Source organism: Burkholderia sp. BCC1640 (assembly GCF_902833125.1).
Taxonomy (GTDB): Bacteria; Pseudomonadota; Gammaproteobacteria; order Burkholderiales; family Burkholderiaceae; genus Burkholderia; species Burkholderia diffusa.
The window spans coordinates 1-18906 of the sequence record NZ_CADFEF010000031.1 but is presented as its reverse complement, the minus strand read 5'-3'; the positions used below and the strand labels follow the sequence as shown (position 1 = coordinate 18906).

The 18906-nt window shown below is 65.4% G+C and carries 16 protein-coding genes; 11 read left to right on the top strand and 5 right to left on the bottom strand.

The features are described from left to right. Window positions 1–17: 17 nt before the first annotated feature. The 3 genes from HWX25_RS26960 to HWX25_RS26950 all read left to right on the top strand — a co-directional run bounded on the left by HWX25_RS26960 (window position 18) and on the right by HWX25_RS26950 (window position 3734). Entirely contained in the window at window positions 18–1799 is a 1782-nt protein-coding gene (locus tag HWX25_RS26960) for an FAD-dependent oxidoreductase (protein WP_244135297.1), read from the top strand. A 14-nt stretch (window positions 1800–1813) separates the two neighbouring features. Beyond that, the gene (locus HWX25_RS26955) at window positions 1814–2155 is read left to right on the top strand and encodes an NIPSNAP family protein (RefSeq protein WP_175911472.1); all 342 of its coding nucleotides are present in this window, start codon (window positions 1814–1816) and stop codon (window positions 2153–2155) included. 205 nt (window positions 2156–2360) lie between these two features. Further along, window positions 2361–3734, top strand: coding sequence for an MFS transporter (locus tag HWX25_RS26950; RefSeq protein WP_175911470.1), 1374 nt, complete (start codon window positions 2361–2363; stop codon window positions 3732–3734). Between the two features lie 148 nt (window positions 3735–3882). On the opposite strand, the gene HWX25_RS26945 is transcribed toward HWX25_RS26950, so the two are convergent. Beyond that, window positions 3883–4824 (bottom strand): dihydrodipicolinate synthase family protein, encoded by a 942-nt coding sequence (locus HWX25_RS26945; RefSeq protein WP_059525958.1) that lies wholly within the window; start codon window positions 4822–4824, stop codon window positions 3883–3885. A 579-nt stretch (window positions 4825–5403) separates the two neighbouring features. On the opposite strand from HWX25_RS26945, the gene abaF reads away from it, so the two are divergent. Next, window positions 5404–6783, top strand: a complete 1380-nt coding sequence (gene abaF / locus HWX25_RS26940) for a fosfomycin efflux MFS transporter AbaF (protein WP_059820796.1) — start codon at window positions 5404–5406, stop codon at window positions 6781–6783. Between the two features lie 289 nt (window positions 6784–7072). On the opposite strand, the gene HWX25_RS26935 is transcribed toward abaF, so the two are convergent. Next, window positions 7073–7996, bottom strand: coding sequence for a recombination-associated protein RdgC (locus tag HWX25_RS26935; RefSeq protein WP_175911540.1), 924 nt, complete (start codon window positions 7994–7996; stop codon window positions 7073–7075). A 270-nt stretch (window positions 7997–8266) separates the two neighbouring features. Here HWX25_RS26935 and HWX25_RS26930 point away from each other — a divergent pair, with 270 nt between their 5' ends. The 3 genes from HWX25_RS26930 to HWX25_RS26920 all read left to right on the top strand — a co-directional run bounded on the left by HWX25_RS26930 (window position 8267) and on the right by HWX25_RS26920 (window position 10463). Beyond that, window positions 8267–8869, top strand: coding sequence for a DnaJ domain-containing protein (locus HWX25_RS26930; protein WP_175911539.1), 603 nt, complete (start codon window positions 8267–8269; stop codon window positions 8867–8869). Between the two features lie 323 nt (window positions 8870–9192). Next, complete coding sequence (locus tag HWX25_RS26925; RefSeq protein ID WP_175911468.1) at window positions 9193–9576, top strand: ATP-dependent protease; 384 nt, start codon at window positions 9193–9195, stop codon at window positions 9574–9576. 206 nt (window positions 9577–9782) lie between these two features. Continuing rightward, window positions 9783–10463: a GntR family transcriptional regulator gene (locus tag HWX25_RS26920; protein WP_059525948.1), complete on the top strand. Its 681-nt coding sequence runs from the start codon at window positions 9783–9785 to the stop codon at window positions 10461–10463. A gap of 125 nt (window positions 10464–10588) precedes the next feature. On the opposite strand, the gene HWX25_RS26915 is transcribed toward HWX25_RS26920, so the two are convergent. Beyond that, window positions 10589–10783, bottom strand: a complete 195-nt coding sequence (locus tag HWX25_RS26915; protein ID WP_059693630.1) for a hypothetical protein — start codon at window positions 10781–10783, stop codon at window positions 10589–10591. Window positions 10784–11338: 555 nt separating this feature from the next. Here HWX25_RS26915 and HWX25_RS26910 point away from each other — a divergent pair. The 4 genes from HWX25_RS26910 to HWX25_RS26895 all read left to right on the top strand — a co-directional run bounded on the left by HWX25_RS26910 (window position 11339) and on the right by HWX25_RS26895 (window position 15441). Then, on the top strand, window positions 11339–12325 hold the full coding sequence (locus HWX25_RS26910; RefSeq protein WP_059693628.1) for a TRAP transporter substrate-binding protein: 987 nt from the start codon (window positions 11339–11341) through the stop codon (window positions 12323–12325). Further along, window positions 12322–12900 carry a TRAP transporter small permease gene (locus HWX25_RS26905; RefSeq protein ID WP_175911466.1) on the top strand — a complete coding sequence of 193 codons (579 nt, stop codon included), beginning with the start codon at window positions 12322–12324 and terminating at the stop codon, window positions 12898–12900. Before HWX25_RS26910 ends, HWX25_RS26905 begins: the two co-directional genes overlap by 4 nt. A gap of 4 nt (window positions 12901–12904) precedes the next feature. Beyond that, a complete protein-coding gene (locus tag HWX25_RS26900) occupies window positions 12905–14257 on the top strand; it encodes a TRAP transporter large permease (protein ID WP_175911464.1) in 1353 nt (450 codons plus the stop codon). 359 nt (window positions 14258–14616) lie between these two features. Further along, the gene (locus HWX25_RS26895) at window positions 14617–15441 is read left to right on the top strand and encodes an alpha/beta fold hydrolase (RefSeq protein WP_175911462.1); all 825 of its coding nucleotides are present in this window, start codon (window positions 14617–14619) and stop codon (window positions 15439–15441) included. 69 nt (window positions 15442–15510) lie between these two features. On the opposite strand, the gene proP is transcribed toward HWX25_RS26895, so the two are convergent. Continuing rightward, entirely contained in the window at window positions 15511–16980 is a 1470-nt protein-coding gene (gene proP, locus HWX25_RS26890; RefSeq protein ID WP_175911460.1) for a glycine betaine/L-proline transporter ProP, read from the bottom strand. Between the two features lie 469 nt (window positions 16981–17449). Further along, window positions 17450–18517, bottom strand: coding sequence for a porin (locus HWX25_RS26885; protein WP_175911458.1), 1068 nt, complete (start codon window positions 18515–18517; stop codon window positions 17450–17452). Window positions 18518–18906 lie beyond the last annotated feature (389 nt).

The following is an 18906-nucleotide window of genomic DNA, read 5'->3' as shown; positions in this document are numbered from 1 at the left end:
CCATGGAGGAAGACATGATGAATGATCGGCATCGTTCGACGCACGTCACGTGCGATCTGCTCGTGATCGGATCGGGAGCGGGCGGCCTGTCCGCCGCGATTACCGCGCGCAAGGCCGGCCTCGACGTGATCGTCGTCGAGAAGGAAGCGTGCTTCGGCGGCACGACCGCGTTTTCCGGCGGCGTGCTGTGGATTCCCGGCAATCGCCACGCGCGTGCAAACGGCGTGCACGATACGCGCGAGGCGGCGCGCATGTATTTGCGCGGCGAAACCGGCGCGTTCCGTGACGACGCGGCAATCGAGGCCTTTCTCGAGCACGGCCCGCGCATGCTCGAATTCTTCGAGCGCGAAACGGACGTGAAATTCTTCCCGACGTTGTATCCCGACTATCATCCGAACCTGCCCGGCGGAGTCGACATCGGCCGCTCGGTCGTCGCGGCGCCGTTCGATGCGCGGCGGCTCGGGCGCGATCTCGAGCGCCTGCATCCGCCGTTGAAGACGATCACGTTCATCGGGATGATGTTCAATTCGTCGAATGCGGACCTGAAGCATTTCTTCAACGCAACGCGCTCGCTCAAGTCCGCGTGGTACGTGACGAAGCGGCTCGCCGCGCATCTGAAGGATCTCGCGCTGTACCGGCGCGGCGTGCAGATCACGAGCGGCAACGCGCTCGCTGCGCGACTCGCGAAGTCGGCGCTGGACCTCGGGATCCCGATCCTGACGAACACGCCCGCACGTGAACTCGTGACCGATGGAGGCCGCATCGCCGGCGCCATGGTCGGGGCGGACGGCGAGACGTATCGCATTTCCGCGCGCCGTGCGGTCGTGCTGGCGAGCGGCGGATTCTCGCACGACGTCGCGCGAATCGCGCGTGCGTATCCGCACGTCGCGCGCGGCGGCGAACATGTGTCGCCCGTGCCGGTCGGCAACACCGGCGACGGCGCGAAGCTGGCCGAGCAGGCTGGCGGCCGCGTGGAGATTCGCTATCCGCAACCGGCCGCATGGATGCCCGTTTCGCGCGTGCCGCTCGGTGATGGCCGCTTCGGGGTGTTTCCGCATCTGCTCGATCGCTACAAGCCGGGTGTCATCGGCGTGACCCGCCGCGGCATGCGTTTCACGAACGAATCGAATTCCTACCATGACGTCGGTGCCGCGATGATCGCCGCATGTCGCGACGAGACCGAAACGGCGATGTGGCTCGTGTGCGATCGCGCGACGATCCGCAAATACGGGCTCGGCTTTGCGAAACCCGCACCGGTGCCGCTCGGGCCGCTGCTGCGCAACGGCTATCTCGTGCAAGGCCGCACGCTGGTGGAACTCGCGCAGCGGGCCGGTATCGATGCGGCGAATCTGGAGGCAACCGTGCAGCGCTACAACCGTGATGCCGCACATGGTGAGGATCCCGAATTCGGCCGCGGCACGACGTCGTTCAACCGCTATCTCGGCGACGCCGATCATCGTCCGAATCCGTGCGTGGCGCCGCTCGGCAACGGGCCGTATTACGCGCTGAAGGTGGTGATGGGCGATCTCGGCACTTTCGACGGAATCCGTACCAACGCGGTTGGGCAGGTGCTGGCCGCGGACGACAAGCCGATCGCCGGCCTGTACGCGGTCGGCAACGATCGCGCCAGCATCATGGGTGGAAACTATCCGGGTGCGGGGATCACGCTCGGTCCGATCATGACGTTCGGCTATCTGAGCGCGCGCCATATCGCGGGGCTCATCGACCTGATCGGCCCCACCGAACCGACACCATGCGCTGCCGTGGCGCATCCCGCCGACACGCGCGCGACCGCGTGAACCCGGAGCACACCATGACTACCGCGAAAGCATTCATCGATCATCGCATCTATACGATCCGGCCGCGCGGCATGGCTGAGTTCATCGAGATCTTCGACCGGCTCGCGATGCCGATCCAGGTGAAGTATCTCGGCGCGCCCGTCGGCTTCTACATGAGCGACATCGGCGCATTGAATCAGGTCGTCCACTTGTGGGGCTACGACAGCATCGCCGATTACGACGCGCGGCGCACCGCGCGCGATGCCGATCCGGACTGGCCCGCGTATCTGCAGGCATCCGGCCATCTGATCGTCGCGCAGGAAAGCCGCATCATCCGCCGCGTCGAGTTCCCGAGCCTCGCGTACCTGACGCGCTGAGTCCATAACGACGACACCCCGTTACGACATGGACGCCATTCGCGTGGAGAGGGTGGCGGTCGTGACGGGCGCCGCCGATGCGCCGCCTGGCTGACCTGTGCACGTCGCCTGGACGCCAGACATACAACGAAACATGAACATGGAGATATCCGCGCGCGTGCGGCGCATCAGCGCCGTCTTGCGCCCGGACTGAAGGAGACACACGATGAAAACCCAACCGCGTACGCTCGACGTGCAGTCGTTCATCGACGCCGAGCGCTTTTCCCCCTGCCAGTGGCTGATCCTGATCCTGTGCTTCCTGGTCGTGGCCGCCGACGGCTACGACACGGCCGCGATCGGCTTCATCGCGCCCGCGCTGACGCACGACTGGGGCATCGCGCGCAGCGCGCTCGGCCCGGTGATGAGCGCGGCGCTGGCCGGACTCGGCATCGGCGCACTTGCCGCCGGCCCCTGCGCGGACCGGCTCGGCCGCAAGACCGTGCTCGTGCTGTCGGTTGTGTGCTTCGGTGCGTGGAGCATGGTGTCGGCGCATGCGCAGTCGATCGAGGCGCTGACCGCCTTTCGCTTTCTGACCGGGCTCGGCCTCGGCGCGGCGATGCCGAACGCCGTCACGCTGATGGCGGAGTATGCGCCGGCCCGGATTCGTGGCGTGGCCGTCAACGCGATGTTCTGCGGCTTCTCGTGCGGGCTCGCGGTGGGTGGCATCACGTCGGCATGGCTGATTCCGCACTTCGGCTGGCAAAGCGTACTGACCGCGGGCGGCATCGGACCGATCGCGCTGGCGGTCGCGCTCGTGATGCTGCTGCCCGAGTCGGCGCAGTATCTCGCGGCACGACCGGGCACGCATGCGCGCATCGCGCGCATCCTCGCACGGATCGCGCCGAACGAGCGCTTCGACGACTGTACCTTCGTTGCCGCCGGCGCGCGCCCGCAGGCCGGCGGGGCGTCCGCGCTCGCGCAGGTGCTGTCCGCGCAGTTTCGTTCGCGCACCCTGATGCTGTGGGCGGCCTACTTCATGGGGCTGCTGATCTATTACCTGCTGACCAACTGGATGCCGACGCTGCTTCGCGATGCGGGCTTCAGCGCCGAAGGCGGCGCGCTGATGACGTCCCTGTTCCCGCTGGGCGGTGTGCTCGGCAACCTCGGTGTCGGATGGCTGATGGATCGCTTCAATCCGAACCGGACGATCGTGTTCGCGTATGTCGTGGCTGCGCTGCTGGTGCTCGTGGCGAGCCGCACGATCGGGCATGCCGCGTGGCTCGGCACGTTGATCTTCCTGTGCGGCACCGTGGTAACCAGCGCGGTGACGTCGATGTCGGCCTATGCGGCGAGCCTGTATCCGACGGGTTGCCGCGCGACGGGCGTGGCCTGGATGCTCGGCATCGGACGGATCGGCGGCGTGGCCGGCGCGTTCGCCGGCGCGCTGCTGATGGGGCTCGGCTGGCGCTTCGGCGATGTGTTCAGCCTGCTCGCGGTGCCGGCGCTCGTCGCGGCCGGTGCGTTGCATGCGATCGGCCGTTGCCGCACGGAAATCACGGAACAGGAGCGCGCGAGTGGCGCGGCCGTGCAGCAACACTGATGCGGCGGGGGCCTGACGAGCACGTGCGTGCGCGTTGCTTCGGGGCGGGGCATGAACAAGAAAAAAGCCACGGAGGGCTCCGTGGCTTTTCTTCTCGATCACGCAGCCGTGTCACGGCCGCGTATCGCACTCCATCGTGCGAGCGCGCTTACGCGATGCTCTTCGACCAGTTCGCATACCAGTTGCGGAACAGCGTGTACTGCGCTTCCGCGTAGTTGCGTTGCGCGTCGCTCAGTGCGTCGGTTTCGTTGAAGTGCAGCGTGTATTCCTTGTCGCCGTTCAGCACCATCAGGTGCTTGTAGAACAGGACCAGGTCGCAGCCTTCGTCGAACGACGACAGCACGGCCAGCGCCGCTTCCAGTTCCTTCGCACGTACGCGTGCCACCGCATCGCCTTGCGCGGCCTTCTTGCACAGGTCGACGAGTTGCAGCACTTCGCGCGGCAGCGCGTTGCCGATGCCGGTGATCGCGCCCGCGGCGCCGCAGTTCACGAAGCCGTGGAAGACTTGCGTGTCGACGCCGGCCATCAGCGTCACGCTGTCGTCCTGCGACGTGATGTTCTCGGCTGCGTAACGCATGTCGGCGGCACCGCCGAATTCCTTGAAGCCGATCAGGTTCGGGTGCTGGCGACGCAGTTCGAAGAACAGGTCGGCACGGGTCGCGAAGCCGTAGTACGGGCTGTTGTAGATCACGGCCGGCAGGTTCGGCGCGGCGTTCAGGATTGCGGCGAAGTGTGCCTTCTGCGCGGCCGGCGATGCGCCGCGCGACAGCACGCGCGGGATTACCATCAGGCCGTGCGCGCCGACCTTCGCGGCATGCGCCGCGTGCGACACGGCTTCCTTCGAGTTCACCGCGCCGGTGCCGACGATCGTCGGGACGCCGGCTTCGACCAGGCGCGCGACGCCTTCCTGGCGCTGCGCTTCGGTCAGCAGCGGCCAGTCGCCCATCGAGCCGCAGTACACCACCGCGCGCATGCCGAGTGCCACCAGCTCCTTGCCCTTCTTCACCAGCGCATCGAAATCCGGCTGACGGTCAGCGGTACACGGCGTCATCAGGGCCGGAATGGTGCCGGTAAAAATGTTGTCGCTCATCTCGTTTCCTCACATTCAGATAGGGTCAACTGCCATTGCTGGCAACGTGGGCGGTACGCGCGCTCGCCGTCTCGTCGGTGCTTCACGTGATCCGGACGGCGGCTGGCCACCTCTTGTTTGCCTCGGTGCCGAAACGTTGCCTCCGGTTTCGCCCGAGAGTCAGCCATCGACGAGTGCATTCTAGCCAGTTCGCATATTTTATACAATATAAAATAAAAAGGGCATGACGAAGGTGTCGTTCCGGGGCAGCGGGGCGGGCGGCGAACCCCTGCGCGCCGGCCTCTGGCGAGGATGGTGGGGCGATTCCGGCGAAGTCGGCGCGATGCGGGTCCTGGCGCCGCACGATGGTCCGTAAAGCCGGACCAACGTTGCGCAAGCTGTTCCCGTCGCGCTTTCATCTGACCGAAATCCGCTTGCTCCGATGACTCTCTGAACGACCGCCGACGTGTCGCATTTCCGCCGAAGGAATTTTTGAGATTGCTTGGATTGTGTATTGGATATTGTATAAAATCTTTCGGCGCGCTTACCCGCGAACCGGCCCGTCAAGGGAAATGGAAAATAACGAGAGGAGATACGGAGATGACAAGTCAGGTCGGCGAGGCAGTTTCGCCTGGTGGTGTGGCGACCGTGCAGGACACGGCATCGAAACGGGAATTGAAGCGGGTCGTCGCGGCGTCGATGGTCGGGTCGGTGGCGGAGTGGTACGAGTTCTTCCTGTATGGAACGGCGTCGGCGCTGGTGTTCGGCACGCATTTCTTCAAGAAGACGGGCAACCCGATCGACGGCCTGCTCGCGGCGTTCGCGCTGTATGCGGTGGGATTCGCCGCGCGCCCGATCGGCGGGCTGGTGTTCGGCTATTACGGCGACAAGTTCGGCCGCAAATACCTGCTGCAGGTCAGCCTGATCGTGGTCGGCATCACGACGTTCCTGATGGGCTGCCTGCCGACCTTCGATGCGATCGGCTACTGGGCGCCGGTGCTGCTGGTGTCGCTGCGCCTGATTCAGGGCTTCGCGTTCGGCGGCGAGTGGGGCGGTGCGATCCTGCTGGTCAGCGAGCACAGCCCGGACAACCGCCGCGGCTACTGGGCCAGCTGGCCGCAAGCCGGCGTGCCGGCCGGCAACCTGGTCGCGACGATCATCCTGCTGGTGCTGTCGAGCTCGCTGTCCGAGGCCGACTTCCTGGCGTGGGGCTGGCGCGCGGCGTTCTGGTTCTCGGCGGTGGTCGTGCTGATCGGTTTCTGGATTCGCCGCAAGGTCGACGATGCGCCGATCTTCAAGGAAGCGCAGGCGCGCCGCGCGCAGAAGCAGGAAAAGCAGCTCGGCGTGGGGCACGTGCTGAAGTACCACTGGCGGCAGGTGCTGATCGGTATCGGCGCGCGTTTCGCCGAAAACATCCTGTACTACATGGTCGTCACGTTTTCGCTGACGTACCTGAAGCTGGTCGTCGGCTTCGATACCACACGGATCCTGAAGCTGATGTTCGCCGCCAACGCGATCCACTTCTTCTTCATTCCGCTGATGGGGCTGATGTCGGACCTCGTCGGCCGCAAGCCCGTGTACCTGACCGGCGCGGTGCTGACCGCGGGCTGGGGCTTCGTCGCGTTCCCGATGATGGACACCGGCAACGACTGGATCATCATGGCCGCGATCGTGCTCGGCCTGTTCATCGAATCGATGACCTACTCGCCGTACTCGGCGCTGATGACCGAGATGTTCCCGACCAACGTGCGCTATACCGCGCTGTCGCTGTGCTATCAGGTCGCGCCGCTGATGGCGGGCTCGCTCGCGCCGTTGATCGGGCTGTCGTTGCTCGAGCGTTATCATTCCTCGACGCCGATCGCGTTGTATCTGGTCGCGGCGGCGGCGATCTCGATCGTATGCGTGGGCCTCGCGAAGGAAACGCGCGGCAAGTCGCTGCGCGACGTCGACGCCGAGGCAAGCCGACGGACCCACGCGTGACGTATGCGACCGAAGCCTGCTTGAACGCACCGAAGCCACCCGCGAGGGTGGCTTTTTTTCGGTTCATCGCGGATTCCCGGGGGAGGGCGGGGAAGACGGTCAGTGGCCTTCTACGAATTGCCTGGAGCCCTTGACGATCGCCGCCGCTTTCAGGAATTGCTCCGGTTTCCTATGGATCGCGAGCGCGCAGCCGCGACCCGCGCCGGCGCGGCGACGGTCCTGCTCGACATGTCGCGTCAGGGCAAAACCTTGCCGCCGCGGGGCGATGATTTTCGACAGTCGACGGGGTTCAGGCTGCTGCCGCCTGATGAATCGCGTCGTCTCGATCACCGCCCAGGATATCGACAAGATCGGTCAACATCCGCCCCAATTCACCCGTCATCAGAGTGACGTCCGAGTCGAAGCGTTCCTCGTCGTTTTGCGCGGTCGGATCTGTTGCTTCCTTGATCACGTCGAGCGGCGTGACACGCTTGATCGTCAGCGACGGTGTCAGCACGAAGGAGATCCGGTCATCCCAGGTCATCGCGAGGCGCATGCATTGTTTGCCGGCCTCGATGTGCCGGCGCATGTCGTTCGCTTCCAGCGCGTGGCCGACGTATCGCACCGTGGCGCCGCCTTCGCCGCTCGAGCGCAACTCGGCGTCCTGGTCCACGGTGAATCCGCCCGGCGCGTCGCCGGACAGCAGCCAATCCGTCATCGCGGCGACCGGCGAAAGCGCCACTTGAACGCCGGCGAGCGGCAATTGATCGATCGATTTGACGAGCAGGCTGCGGACGTCGTCGGCGAGCGCCTGTGCAGCCGCATCGATGACGAGCCAGCCGTTCACCGTATCGATCCATACGCGGGTATCGCGGCGAATGGTGAACGCGCGCGGCAGCAGTTCGTCGGTGACCTGCTCCTTGAGTTCGCGCAGCTGTTTTCGTCCGACCTTGAAGCCCTGCTGCTCCTCGACTTCAAGCGCGCGGGCCTTGGTCACCTGATTGACGACCGAGGCCGGGAGCAGCTTCTTTTCGGCACGAAACGTCAGCAGCATCTGCCGGTTGATCGAATACACGAGCGCGCCGTCGTCACGCGGCGACGCCCATCCGACGCGCTGCATCTCGACGCTGGTGCCCGGCTGAAACGCGTGAGGCGCCAACCATGCTTCCATCTGATCGGGGGTAACGGCCCACGGTGCCGGAAGACGATGAAGCTGAAGATTCTTGAACCACATAGGCGTGCGGGCAAAGCGCATCATTCTATATGACGGTGACGTTTGCCGGCCAGGAAGCGCCGTCAGCCTGCATGCTCATTCGGATACTCGAGCGACCGCTCCGGTTGGCAAACGGACGTTCCGATGTGAATGATTCGGATCTCGTCATCCACCAAAGTGCTCCCGACCTGCACTCAGGGTGTTCAGCATCTGGTGAATTCTCAACCCGACAAATTGGCGTTGCGGCGACATGCTACGATCAACGCGATCCGACTTTCATCCCGACGCACGATGACGACAATGTATGAATTGCTCGGTGTGTGCGAGAACGCCACCGACGAGGAAATCAAGCGCGGCTACCGAAAGGCGGCGATGAAAGCGCATCCCGACCGCAACGTCGGGTGCGAAGCGGACGCGCATGCGCGATTTCAGGAGATCAAGGAGGCATACGCGATTCTCTCGAATCCGGAGCTGCGCCGCGTCTACGACACCGTTTACGCAGAGGAAATGCTCCGTCACGCACGGCTTCGCGAAGAAGAGGAGCGCCTGAAGGCGGAGCGCGAAGCGGAATATGCGCAGTTCGTGGCATGGGCGATGCGCTTCGCCGAGCAAGGGCACAACCGCGACGTCGTGTTCGGTGTTCTGCTCGGCCGCGATTGCGATGTTCAACTCGCCGAGCGCATTGCCGACAGCGTGGTCGAGCTGCATGCGTCGCGCCAGCCTGGTGCATCGCGGGACGGACAGCATGATGAGCAGATGCCGCAATGCGACGAGAGGGCGACGCAGGCGGCATCGGCGCAAGCGTCAGAGAGCGACGCGCGAAGGAGTGACGAACACGCGCATACGGACTTTTTCCGCGCTCTGTGGCACGGCATGTTCGGGCTGCGCCCGTGAGTCCTGGTGGGCGACCGGTTTTGCGAACGCGGAACTCGACCGCGATCGGTGCCGTCTTCGGGGGATGTTCTTCGATCGACTGCTTCATGAATCGATGGCTAATTGGATTGAATCTGCATCACTAAACGGTCATTCCCATCGAGGACGATGAGTTGACACACTTGCGGGGCAGAGGCCCGAGACGGCGATACGGCCGTTGAACGGGTGCGAAGGCGCACGGGCCAAACGTCGGCGTCAGGCGGCGCGTTGCATCGTCCGAATTCGCGGCGCCTGTCCGGGTGCGACCCATGCGATGATGTGCCGTGACCAACATGAGAGATGGAATGACGACTACGTTCGACCAGGCGACAACGGCGGCGATCGCCGCATTTGCCCAATTGGATTTCTACACGGCGGTGCAAGCGATGCGCGCCGAGGCCGATTACGACCGCGAGCGAGACCGGTGGATCACGCGCTATATCGATGAGCACGGCGGCGGGGCGGACGATGCAGCATACGATGCGCTGCACGCGCAGGCCCAGGCGACCCCGGAATACGCGGAGTTCGTCGATGCGGTTCGCCGGGAAATCCTGGAATACTTCGGCGTGACCGACGATCAACTGGACTGCATGGTCCTGCTGCGCGATGACGATAGCGATGAGCTGTGGGCGGAAGTCAATCGGCAGCGGAGCGCGCTGGGAACCGGTGAAGTGCGCGGCGATCTCTGATCGTTGCTTGTCGCTGGGGTGTTGAGTCGTGCTGGGTGCAGTGGGGCGGTACCCGACATCCGCAGGCGGGCGAACGAAGGGCGCGACAGCGTGAAGCCCCATGCGGGGGCGGTTCGACGACACGGGCGCTCTGCTAATATTGTAGAAAATATGCAATATCCGCCGCTGCGCCGGCATCCTGCCTGACCGCCTTCCCCAGCCCGAACATGAACGAGAAACGCCCTGCTCTTGTCTACGCCACGCGCGCCGAAGCCGCAGCGAACGAATTGCGCCGCCGTATCCTGACAGGGGAGTATGTCGACGGCTATCAGCTTCGCCAGGATGCGCTGGCGACCGAGCTCGGCATCAGTCGGATCCCGCTGCGCGAAGCGCTCGTGCAGCTCGAGAGCGAGGGGCTCGTCAAGATCCTGCCCCACAAGGGGGCGATCGTTTCGGAACTGTCCCCGGAAGACATCACCGAACTGTTCGAACTGCGCGCGCTGCTGGAACCCGTGCTGCTGAAGAAGTCAATTCCGAAGCTGACCGCCGAGGATTTCGCGCGGCTCGATGCGATCCTCGAGGAATACAGCGAGGTGCTGCATGCGAGCCAGTCCGGGCGCTGGGGCGAACTGAACACCGAACTGCATCATCTGCTGCTGTCGCGCGCCGACCAGCCGAAGACGGCGGCGATCGTCGCGTCGCTGCTGCAGCAGACCGACCGCTACACGCGCGTGCAGTTGTCGCTGTCCGAGGCCGCGCGCGACGTGGCCGAATCCGAACACGCCGAACTGGTCGCGTTGTGCCGCAAGGGCGATGCGCGCGCGGCGGCATCGCTTCTCAAGCGGCATATCGAGCATGCGGGCGGCGAGCTGAACGCGTTTCTGCGCGATCGACGCCTCGGTCGTTGAGCGCGCGTCCGGCCAGGACGCTGCGAACACCGCGTTGCAGCGGATTCCGGCATCGAGGCGCGATCGCGTGCGAGGCGCGGCCCGTCTGGGCATCGCGGCAACGGGCCTGCATGCGTGACGTTCGCCTACCCGCCGCCGATACCCTGTAGCACCTTGCCCGTTCCGCCGCACACCGTGCACGGCTGTCCTTCGACCATGCCCGTGCCGCGGCACACGCCGCACAGGTCCTCGCCCACGCCCGGCGCATCGGGCGGCCCTTCGTCGCCCGGATTCAGCGGTGTGTCCTGATTCGGCCCTGCCGACATTCTGGTCGTCTGCATCGCATACCTCCTTTCGCATTTTCGATGTCGCCGCGAGCACGCATCGCGCGTGCCCGCGGCGACTGCATGCGTGTGGGCGCCGGTCCGTATGCCGAAAGTCGTCATCGCATCGTCGTTACAACGACGGCGCCCACATCGAGCCACGTTGCGAAGCGTGAGGTTCGCATCCGGTTGATCCTCGAGACCTGGAGTCGCGCGGCAGCGATTGTCGCGTGGTCGGTCATCCTACAACTTGCGAAATAGAAGTGGATCCCGGTGTTCGATCTCGGGAAAGCGATACAACGTCGTGCCGATTCAGATGCCGACCCATTTCCGGAAAACGTTTCGCCAAAAGTCACCCGAATAGAGAAGACTTCGCCTCATATCCCGCCGCGAGCCCGCGCCAGTGCCCGTTATAGGGTATGCACCAAGTGAGTAAAACGATTAACCGCCGTACATTCGCTCCGACACATCATACAACGTATGACTGCGATTCCTCGAAGGGCCGTACGTCGATGCATGCGGATGCCGCCCGGATCGCTGCCAAATAACGAGCAACCAGCAAGGAGACTGACGATGAAGCACCGATTCACCCGCTCCCGTAACGCACTGGCCGTCGCACTGATGGCCGGCTTCGCGGTGTCTGCGCAGGCCCGCGTGTTCCGCTCGGCGGACGTGCACGGCGACAGCTTCCCGACCAATATGGCGGTCAAGTACATGGGCGACGAGCTGTCGAAGCTGACGGGCGGCAAGGACTCGATCAAGGTGTTCGGCAACAGCGCGCTCGGCTCCGAGAAGGACACGGTCGACCAGGTGCGGATCGGCGCGATCGACATGGCGCGCGTGAACGGCGCGTCGTTCAACGAGATCGTGCCGGAATCGCTGATTCCGTCGTTCCCGTTCCTGTTCCGCGACGTCGACCATTTCCGCAAGGCGATGTACGGCCCGGCCGGCCAGAAGATTCTCGACGCGTTCGCGGCGAAGGGGATGATCGCGCTGACGTTCTACGAGAGCGGCGCGCGCTCGATCTACGCGAAGCGCCCGGTGCGCACGCCCGCCGACATGAAGGGGCTGAAGGTGCGTGTGCAACCATCCGACCTGATGGTCGACGAGATCCGGGCGATGGGCGGCACGCCGACGCCGATGCCGTTCGCCGAGGTCTACACGGGCCTGAAGACGGGCCTCGTCGACGCGGCGGAAAACAACCTGCCGTCGTACGAGGAAACCAAGCACTTCGAAGTAGCGCCCGACTACTCTGAGACGCAGCACGCGATGACGCCGGAAGTGCTGGTGTTCTCGAAGAAGATCTGGGACACGCTGTCGCCGCAGGAACAGGCCGCGATCAGGAAGGCCGCGGCCGATTCGGTGCCGTATTACCAGAAGCTGTGGACCGCGCGCGAGGCGTCGGCGCAGCAGACGGTGACGAAGGGCGGCGCAAAGATCCTGCCGGCCGCGCAGGTCGACCGCGCGGCGTTCGTGAAGGCGATGCAGCCGCTGTGGGCGAAGTACGAGAAGACGCCGCAGATGAAGCAGATCGTCGACGAGATCGAGGCAACCAAGTGACCCGTCGCACTTCCCTGAACGGCGCGGCCGCCGTGGGCTCGCCGGATGCGGCCGCCGCGGACGGTGCGACATCGTGCCGGCCGCGCGCGGCCGCGCCGCTCCTGCGTTGCGTGAACGACCTGCTGTTCCGCGCACTGGCCGTGGTCGCGTCGCTGTGTCTCGCGGCGCTCACGGTGTTGGTGTTCTACGCGGTCGTGATGCGCTACGTGTTCGAGAACGCGCCCGATTTCGTCGAGCCGATCGCGCTGCTGCTGGTGATCGTGATCGCGATGTTCGGCGCCGCGATGAAGGTGCGCGACGGCGGCCACATCGGCCTCGACTCGCTCGTGCGGCGCTTGTCGCCGTGCGCGCGCACCGTGGTGATCGCGATCCAGCACCTGAGCCTGATCGCGTTCGCGATCGCGATCATGGTCGGCTGCGGCAGCATGGCCGCCGAGACGATGGGCGACCGCATTCCGATCATCGGGCTGCCCGAGGGCGTGCGCTACCTGATCACGATTCCCGCGGCGATCGCCATCATCCTCTTCTCGCTCGAGCACCTGCTCGCGCTTCGTCGTTCTTCGTCGGGCCAATAACGTCATGGAACTCGCGATCCTGTCCGTCAGTTTTCTGCTTTTCCTCGTGCTCGGCGTGCCCGTTTCGTTCGCGCTCGGAATTGCCTGCGTGCTGACCTATATGGTCGAAGGGCTGCCGATCGCGACCGCGATGCAGTCGATGATCTCGGGAATGAATGCGTTCTCGTTCCTCGCGGTGCCGTTCTTCATCTTCTCCGGCGAGCTGATGCTGCACGGCGGCATCGCGGACCGGATCCTGCGTTTCGCGCAGGCGACCGTCGGCCACTTCCGCGGCGGCCTCGGGATGGCCAACGTCGTCGCGTGCACGCTGTTCGGCGGCGTGTCCGGCTCGCCGACCGCCGATACGTCGGCGATGGGCGGCGTGGTGATTCCGCTGATGAAGCGCGAAGGCTACAGCGCGGCCTACGCGGTCAACGTGACGACCCACGCGTCGCTCGCCGGCGCGCTGATGCCGACGTCGACCAACATGATCATCTACGCGTTCGCCGCGCAGGGGATCACGGGGATGCTGCATGGCCAGCAGGTGAGCGGCGTGTCGATCGGCGACCTGCTGTTCTCCGGCCTTCTGCCCGTGCTGTGGGTGATGGGCTTCGTGCTCGCCGCCGCGTACTGGCAGGCCGTGCGTCACGGCTATCCGCGCCGTGAAGACGGATCGTCCGCGCTGCCGGCGTTCCCGGGCTGGTATGCGGTGCTGCGCAGCTTCGTCGGCGCGGTGCCGGGCCTGATGGTGATCGCGATCATCCTCGTGTGCGTCGCGAAGGGGATCGCCACCGCGACGGAAGCGGCCGCGATCGCCGTCGTGTATTCGCTCGTGCTGACCGCGATCGTGTACCGCACGCTGACCGTCGAGAAACTGCGCCGCGCGCTGTCGCATGCGGCGCGCACGACGGGCGTCGTGCTGCTGCTGATCGCCGTGTCGAACATGCTGCGCTTCCAGATGTCGTACCTGGAGATTCCGGATGCGATCGAGGGGCTGCTGAAGCAGTCGACCGCGGCGCCTTGGCTGATGCTGCTGTACATCAACATCATCCAGGTGTTCCTCGGCACGTTCGTCGACATGGCCGCGCACATCCTGATCACGACGCCGCTGTTCCTGCCGATCGCGATGGCATGCGGCGTCGGGCCGGTGCAGTTCGGGATCATGCTGCTGCTGAACTGCTCGCTCGGCCTCGTTCATCCGCCGATCGGTTCGGTGCAGTTCGTCGGCTGCGCGATCGGCAACGTGTCGATCGGCGAGACGACGAAGATGGCGTGGCCGTATTACCTCGCGATCTTCAGTGCGATCAACATCGTCACGTACATGCCGTTCTTCTCCACCTGGCTGCCGAGCCTCATCAGCGGGCACGCGGTGTTCTGATCGCGCGTTTCGCCCGTCGCGGCGCCGGACGACCGAGGTTATCCGGCGCCGCGGTCACGTCTACGGTGTGCTTCACGCACGGCAAATTCACATCGACATGAAAAGAGCATGGCGCGCCGTCGCGGCCGCCGCATTCGCGTTGGCCGCATCGCTCGCGCATGCGGCGACGTAAGCGTATGTCTCGAACGGCGACAGCCGCGGCATTCCGGTGTTCGGCGTCGTCCCGGTCGCACGGCGGCGGTCACACGCCGTGCGGCAACCTGTGCGATGATTCGCCGCTTCGCGTTCGTCGCAGAACGCCGCGGATCGCGGCGCCCGTTTCTGGGCCGCCGCCGATCGCATTGACATCCGGAGACGACATGCCCGCACACATTGTTCATGGCAGCACCCTGCATTACCAGGATCACGGCGCCGGCTTTCCGGTGCTGCTTGGACACAGCTACCTGTGGGATTCGGCGATGTGGGCGCCGCAGATCGACGCGCTATCGAGCCGCTATCGCGTGATCGTGCCGGACCTGTGGGGGCATGGCGCGTCCGACCCGCTGCCCGACGGCACCCAGACGCTCGACGACCTCGCCGCTCATGCGAGCGCATTGCTCGATGCGCTCGAGATCGAGCAGTGCGCGGTCGTGGGGCTGAGCGTCGGCGGGATGTGGGGCGCGCGGCTCGCGTTGCGCGAACCGCGGCGCGTGCGCTCGCTGGTGCTGATGGATGCATCGCTGGAGGCCGAACCCGACGCGACGCGGTTGCGTTACTTCGGAATGCTCGACGCCATCGACGCCGCCGGTTGTATCGTGCCGCCGCTGCTCGATGCGATCGTGCCGCTGTTCTTCCGGCCGGACGTGAACCTTGCCGACCCGGTGCCGACCGCGTTTCGCGCCGCGCTCGCGAACCTGCCGTCCGACCGGCTGCGTCAGTCGATCGTCCCGCTCGGCCGGCTGATCTTCGGGCGACCGGATACGCTGGCCGCACTCGCCGAACTGGATGCCGAGCGCACGCTGCTGATGTGCGGCGCGGGCGACATGGCGCGCCCGCCGTCGGAGACGGTGAAGATGGCGGGCGTGATCGGTTGCCACCATGCGCTGGTGCCGGATGCCGGCCACATCTCGAGTCTGGAGAATCCCGCGTTCGTCACGCGGACGCTGCTCGACTGGTTCGACGAACAGCAGCTCGCGGCGGGCTGAGCACCGTACGCGATGCCGGCGGCGGGCGCCGCGCGGCGTCGCAACGACTTGCGTTACTGCATCACTGCATTACGCGCGTTCGCCGACCGGCGTGAACTTGCGGTCGCGCACGCGCCCCTCGTCAACGCCGCGGCGAATCAGGTCCTGCGCTTCCGCGCGGCTCGCGACACACGGCGCGGAGCCGGGCAGCGGCCGCCGTGCGGTTTCGCGCAGCGCGAGCACCGACACGATGCCGATGAACGACGCGCCCATCAGGTAGTAGGCCGGCATCATCAGGTCGCCGGTGCGATCGACGAGCCATGCGGTGACGAGCGGCGTTGTGCCGCCGAACAGCGACACTGACACGTTGAAGCCGATCGCGAGCGCGCCGTAGCGGATCCTCGTCGGGAACAGCGCGGGCAGCGCCGACGGCATCACGCCGGTGAAGGTCGACAGCAGCGTACCGTAGATCAGCATCCCGCCGAAGACCGACAGCATCTCGCCGGAGCGGATCAGCAGCAGCGCGGGCACCGACAGCACGAGCAGGCCGACGCAGCCGAACATCATCACCGGCTTGCGGCCGAGCCGGTCCGACAGATGCCCGGCGTAAAGCGTCATCGGCATCATCAGCACCATCACGAGCAGCACCATGAACAGGCCGTGCGTTTCGTTGAAGTGCAGCGTCGCCGACAGGTAGTTGGGCAGATACGACAGCGCCATGTAGTCGGTCACGTTGAAGATCAGCACGAGACCGACACACTGGAGCAGTGGCCTCCACTGTTCGACGAGCAGCGTGCCGAACGACTGTTTCGGGCGCGATCGTTCGTCCGCTTCGCGCGCTTCGGCTTCCTTCTTGAACGCGGGCGTCTCCTCGAGCTTGATCCGGATGTACAGGCCGACGAGGCCCAACGGACCGGCGATGAAGAACGGCACACGCCAGCCCCACGACAGCAGCGCTTCCTGCGACAGCGACGCGGTGAGCAGCGCGACGACGCCGGCGCCCATCACATAACCGATCAGCGTGCCGAACTCGAGGAAACTGCCCATGAAGCCGCGGCGCTTGTCGGTCGAGAACTCGGCGATGAAGGTGGCGGCGCCGCCGTATTCGCCGCCGGTCGAGAAGCCCTGCACGAGACGGGCGACGAGCAGCAGTATCGGCGCCATGATGCCGATCGACGTGTAGCTGGGGATCAGGCCGATCGCGAAGGTGCCGACGGCCATCATGATCATGGTGGCGGCGAGCACGCGCTGGCGGCCGATGCGGTCGCCGAGCGGGCCGAACACCATGCCGCCGAGCGGGCGCACGAGGAACGCGGCGGCGAACGTGCCGAAGGTCGCGAGCAGCTGCGCGGACGGGCTGCTGGACGGGAAGAACACCTTGCCGAGCGTGACGGCGATATAGCTGTAGACGCCGAAGTCGAACCATTCCATCGCATTGCCGAACGCCATGGCTCCGACCGCACGCTTCAGGACGGCAGGGTCGACGATCGTGATGTCGTCCAGCTTGAGGGACTTGCGCGAAGACCGGGCTTTCGCGGGGTGCGCTTGCGATGAACTCAAAGAACGCTCCTGGAGAAGCCTTCGGCTGGCCGAGCGGATTCGGAACCGTCGGGGACGAAGGCGGTTGTCTCGGGATCGCCGTGATGTCGGTGATGCGGCGCGCGTCACGCGACATCCGGCAGGTGTGTGCTGGTGTGAAGCAGTGTAGAGAAACGGGAAACGCTGACTATCGGTCATGCGCCCGGAAATCGGTCGAAAACGACACGGATGGCGCAGCTGGGCAACTCCGGGTAACAGCAGGTTCGGCAGATGGCGGTCCGGGCCGCGTCGATGGCGGTCTATACCGGGCGTTGATCTTGCCGGTGGCGGATCGTGCGGGCATGGGATCGGCGATGCATCGCGTACGGATGCACGCGATGGAAGTCGCACCGAATCCAGACGCATATTCGCGTGCCGAAGTCGGTGCAATATAATTCGGACTGCGAATACACGGCGGCGGCGATTCGGCACTTGAACCGCCGCTTGCGCATCAGAACATGTGGCGGATCCCGACGTTCGCGCCGACGGTCGTGCCGGTGACCGCGTAAAGCGCGTTGTTGATCCCGAGCCCGGTGTTCATCGCACCGTGGTTGTTGACCATCGCGACTTGCGCGTACAGCGCGGTTGCCTTCGACAGGCTGTAGGTCGTGCCGACGGCTGCGAGCAGCGAGTGATTGGCGGTGTCGTTGCGATCGCTGGTGAACCAGACGCCGCCGTTCAGGTCGACGGCGGGCGTGGCCTGGTAATCGAGGCCGCCGCCATACACGTTGTTGCTGAACGATCCGCCGCCCTTGTAACTCGTGAACGATGCCTTCGCGGTGACCGGGCCGAAGCGGTACGCGGCGCCGATCGTGCGCCCGACGAACGCGACGGTGCTCGGCGTCGGCGTCGGGTTGGTGCCGTCGTTGCCGTCGTAGAACGCGGCGTCGATCATGAAGCCCTCATGTTCGTACTTGAGGCTCGCCGAATACTGGCGGCCGGCCTGGAAGTCGCCTGCCTTGCCGCCGAACGCGAACATCGCGCTGCCGGTGAGGCCGGCGATCGTCGGGCTGGTGTACGACACGGCGTTCGGGTTGAACAGGCCCGTCACCAGCACGTTGTCGACGTAGTTGATCAGCCCGCTACCGAAGTGCGAGAAGCTGCGCGGATCCGAATCGAAGATCGCGAGCAGGAACGGCGAGTACTGCACGCCGGCCTTGACCGTGCCGAAGCCGCCGTCGAGCCCGACCCACGCCTGGCGGCCGAAGAAGTTGCCGTTCGAATGGGCGAACGCGCCATTGGTGACGGCAAAGCCGCTTTCGAGCTGGAATTTCGCCTTGAGGCCGCCGCCGAGATCCTCGGTGCCGGTCATCCCGAACGTCGTGGGCGTCATGCCGGTGTCGGTCATCGCGAACTGATGGCCGGCGTTCGCGCCGGTGGCGGCGTCGAGCGTCTTGCTCGTATACAGCAACGCGGCGTCGAGGTTGCCGTACAGCGTCACGCTGCTCTGCGCGAAGGCGCTGCTGCCCACCATCGCGCCCGCCAGCGCGGCGCAACCGATCACGATTCTGCTTTTCATTGGGTGTCTCCAGTGTTGTTGTACGTCGATGCATCGAACGGGGAATGCGCTGGACATCCGACAAGCGGTGTCCGGTGCGCGGGCCGCATACGCAGGATGGGGCGCGGCGGAACGCACGTGCGTGGCCGGGTGTCGGCCGCATGCGACGCGTTCATGGCGGGGATGGGCGCCCGAACGCGCGTGCGTCGAAGAGGTTGGGTAGGGCCGGCCGATGCCGGCCCCGTCGTTCAGAGTGGCTGGCCGAGCTGCTCGAGGATCGCCGGGTTCTCGAGCGTGGACGTGTCCTGCGTGATCGCCTCGCCCTTGGCGAGCGAGCGCAACAGGCGCCGCATGATCTTGCCCGAGCGCGTCTTCGGCAGGTTGTCGCCGAAGCGGATGTCCTTCGGCTT

Excerpts from the sequence above, each read along its gene's own strand:
- HWX25_RS26960 (WP_244135297.1), top strand. The coding sequence starts at position 18 with ATGAATGATCGGCATCGTTCGACGCACGTCACGTGCGATCTGCTCGTG.
- HWX25_RS26955 (WP_175911472.1), top strand. The coding sequence starts at position 1,814 with ATGACTACCGCGAAAGCATTCATCGATCATCGCATCTATACGATCCGG.
- HWX25_RS26950 (WP_175911470.1), top strand. The coding sequence starts at position 2,361 with ATGAAAACCCAACCGCGTACGCTCGACGTGCAGTCGTTCATCGACGCC.
- HWX25_RS26945 (WP_059525958.1), bottom strand. The coding sequence starts at position 4,824 with ATGAGCGACAACATTTTTACCGGCACCATTCCGGCCCTGATGACGCCG.
- abaF (WP_059820796.1), top strand. The coding sequence starts at position 5,404 with ATGACAAGTCAGGTCGGCGAGGCAGTTTCGCCTGGTGGTGTGGCGACC.
- HWX25_RS26935 (WP_175911540.1), bottom strand. The coding sequence starts at position 7,996 with ATGTGGTTCAAGAATCTTCAGCTTCATCGTCTTCCGGCACCGTGGGCC.
- HWX25_RS26930 (WP_175911539.1), top strand. The coding sequence starts at position 8,267 with ATGACGACAATGTATGAATTGCTCGGTGTGTGCGAGAACGCCACCGAC.
- HWX25_RS26925 (WP_175911468.1), top strand. The coding sequence starts at position 9,193 with ATGACGACTACGTTCGACCAGGCGACAACGGCGGCGATCGCCGCATTT.
- HWX25_RS26920 (WP_059525948.1), top strand. The coding sequence starts at position 9,783 with ATGAACGAGAAACGCCCTGCTCTTGTCTACGCCACGCGCGCCGAAGCC.
- HWX25_RS26915 (WP_059693630.1), bottom strand. The coding sequence starts at position 10,783 with ATGCAGACGACCAGAATGTCGGCAGGGCCGAATCAGGACACACCGCTG.
- HWX25_RS26910 (WP_059693628.1), top strand. The coding sequence starts at position 11,339 with ATGAAGCACCGATTCACCCGCTCCCGTAACGCACTGGCCGTCGCACTG.
- HWX25_RS26900 (WP_175911464.1), top strand. The coding sequence starts at position 12,905 with ATGGAACTCGCGATCCTGTCCGTCAGTTTTCTGCTTTTCCTCGTGCTC.
- HWX25_RS26895 (WP_175911462.1), top strand. The coding sequence starts at position 14,617 with ATGCCCGCACACATTGTTCATGGCAGCACCCTGCATTACCAGGATCAC.
- HWX25_RS26885 (WP_175911458.1), bottom strand. The coding sequence starts at position 18,517 with ATGAAAAGCAGAATCGTGATCGGTTGCGCCGCGCTGGCGGGCGCGATG.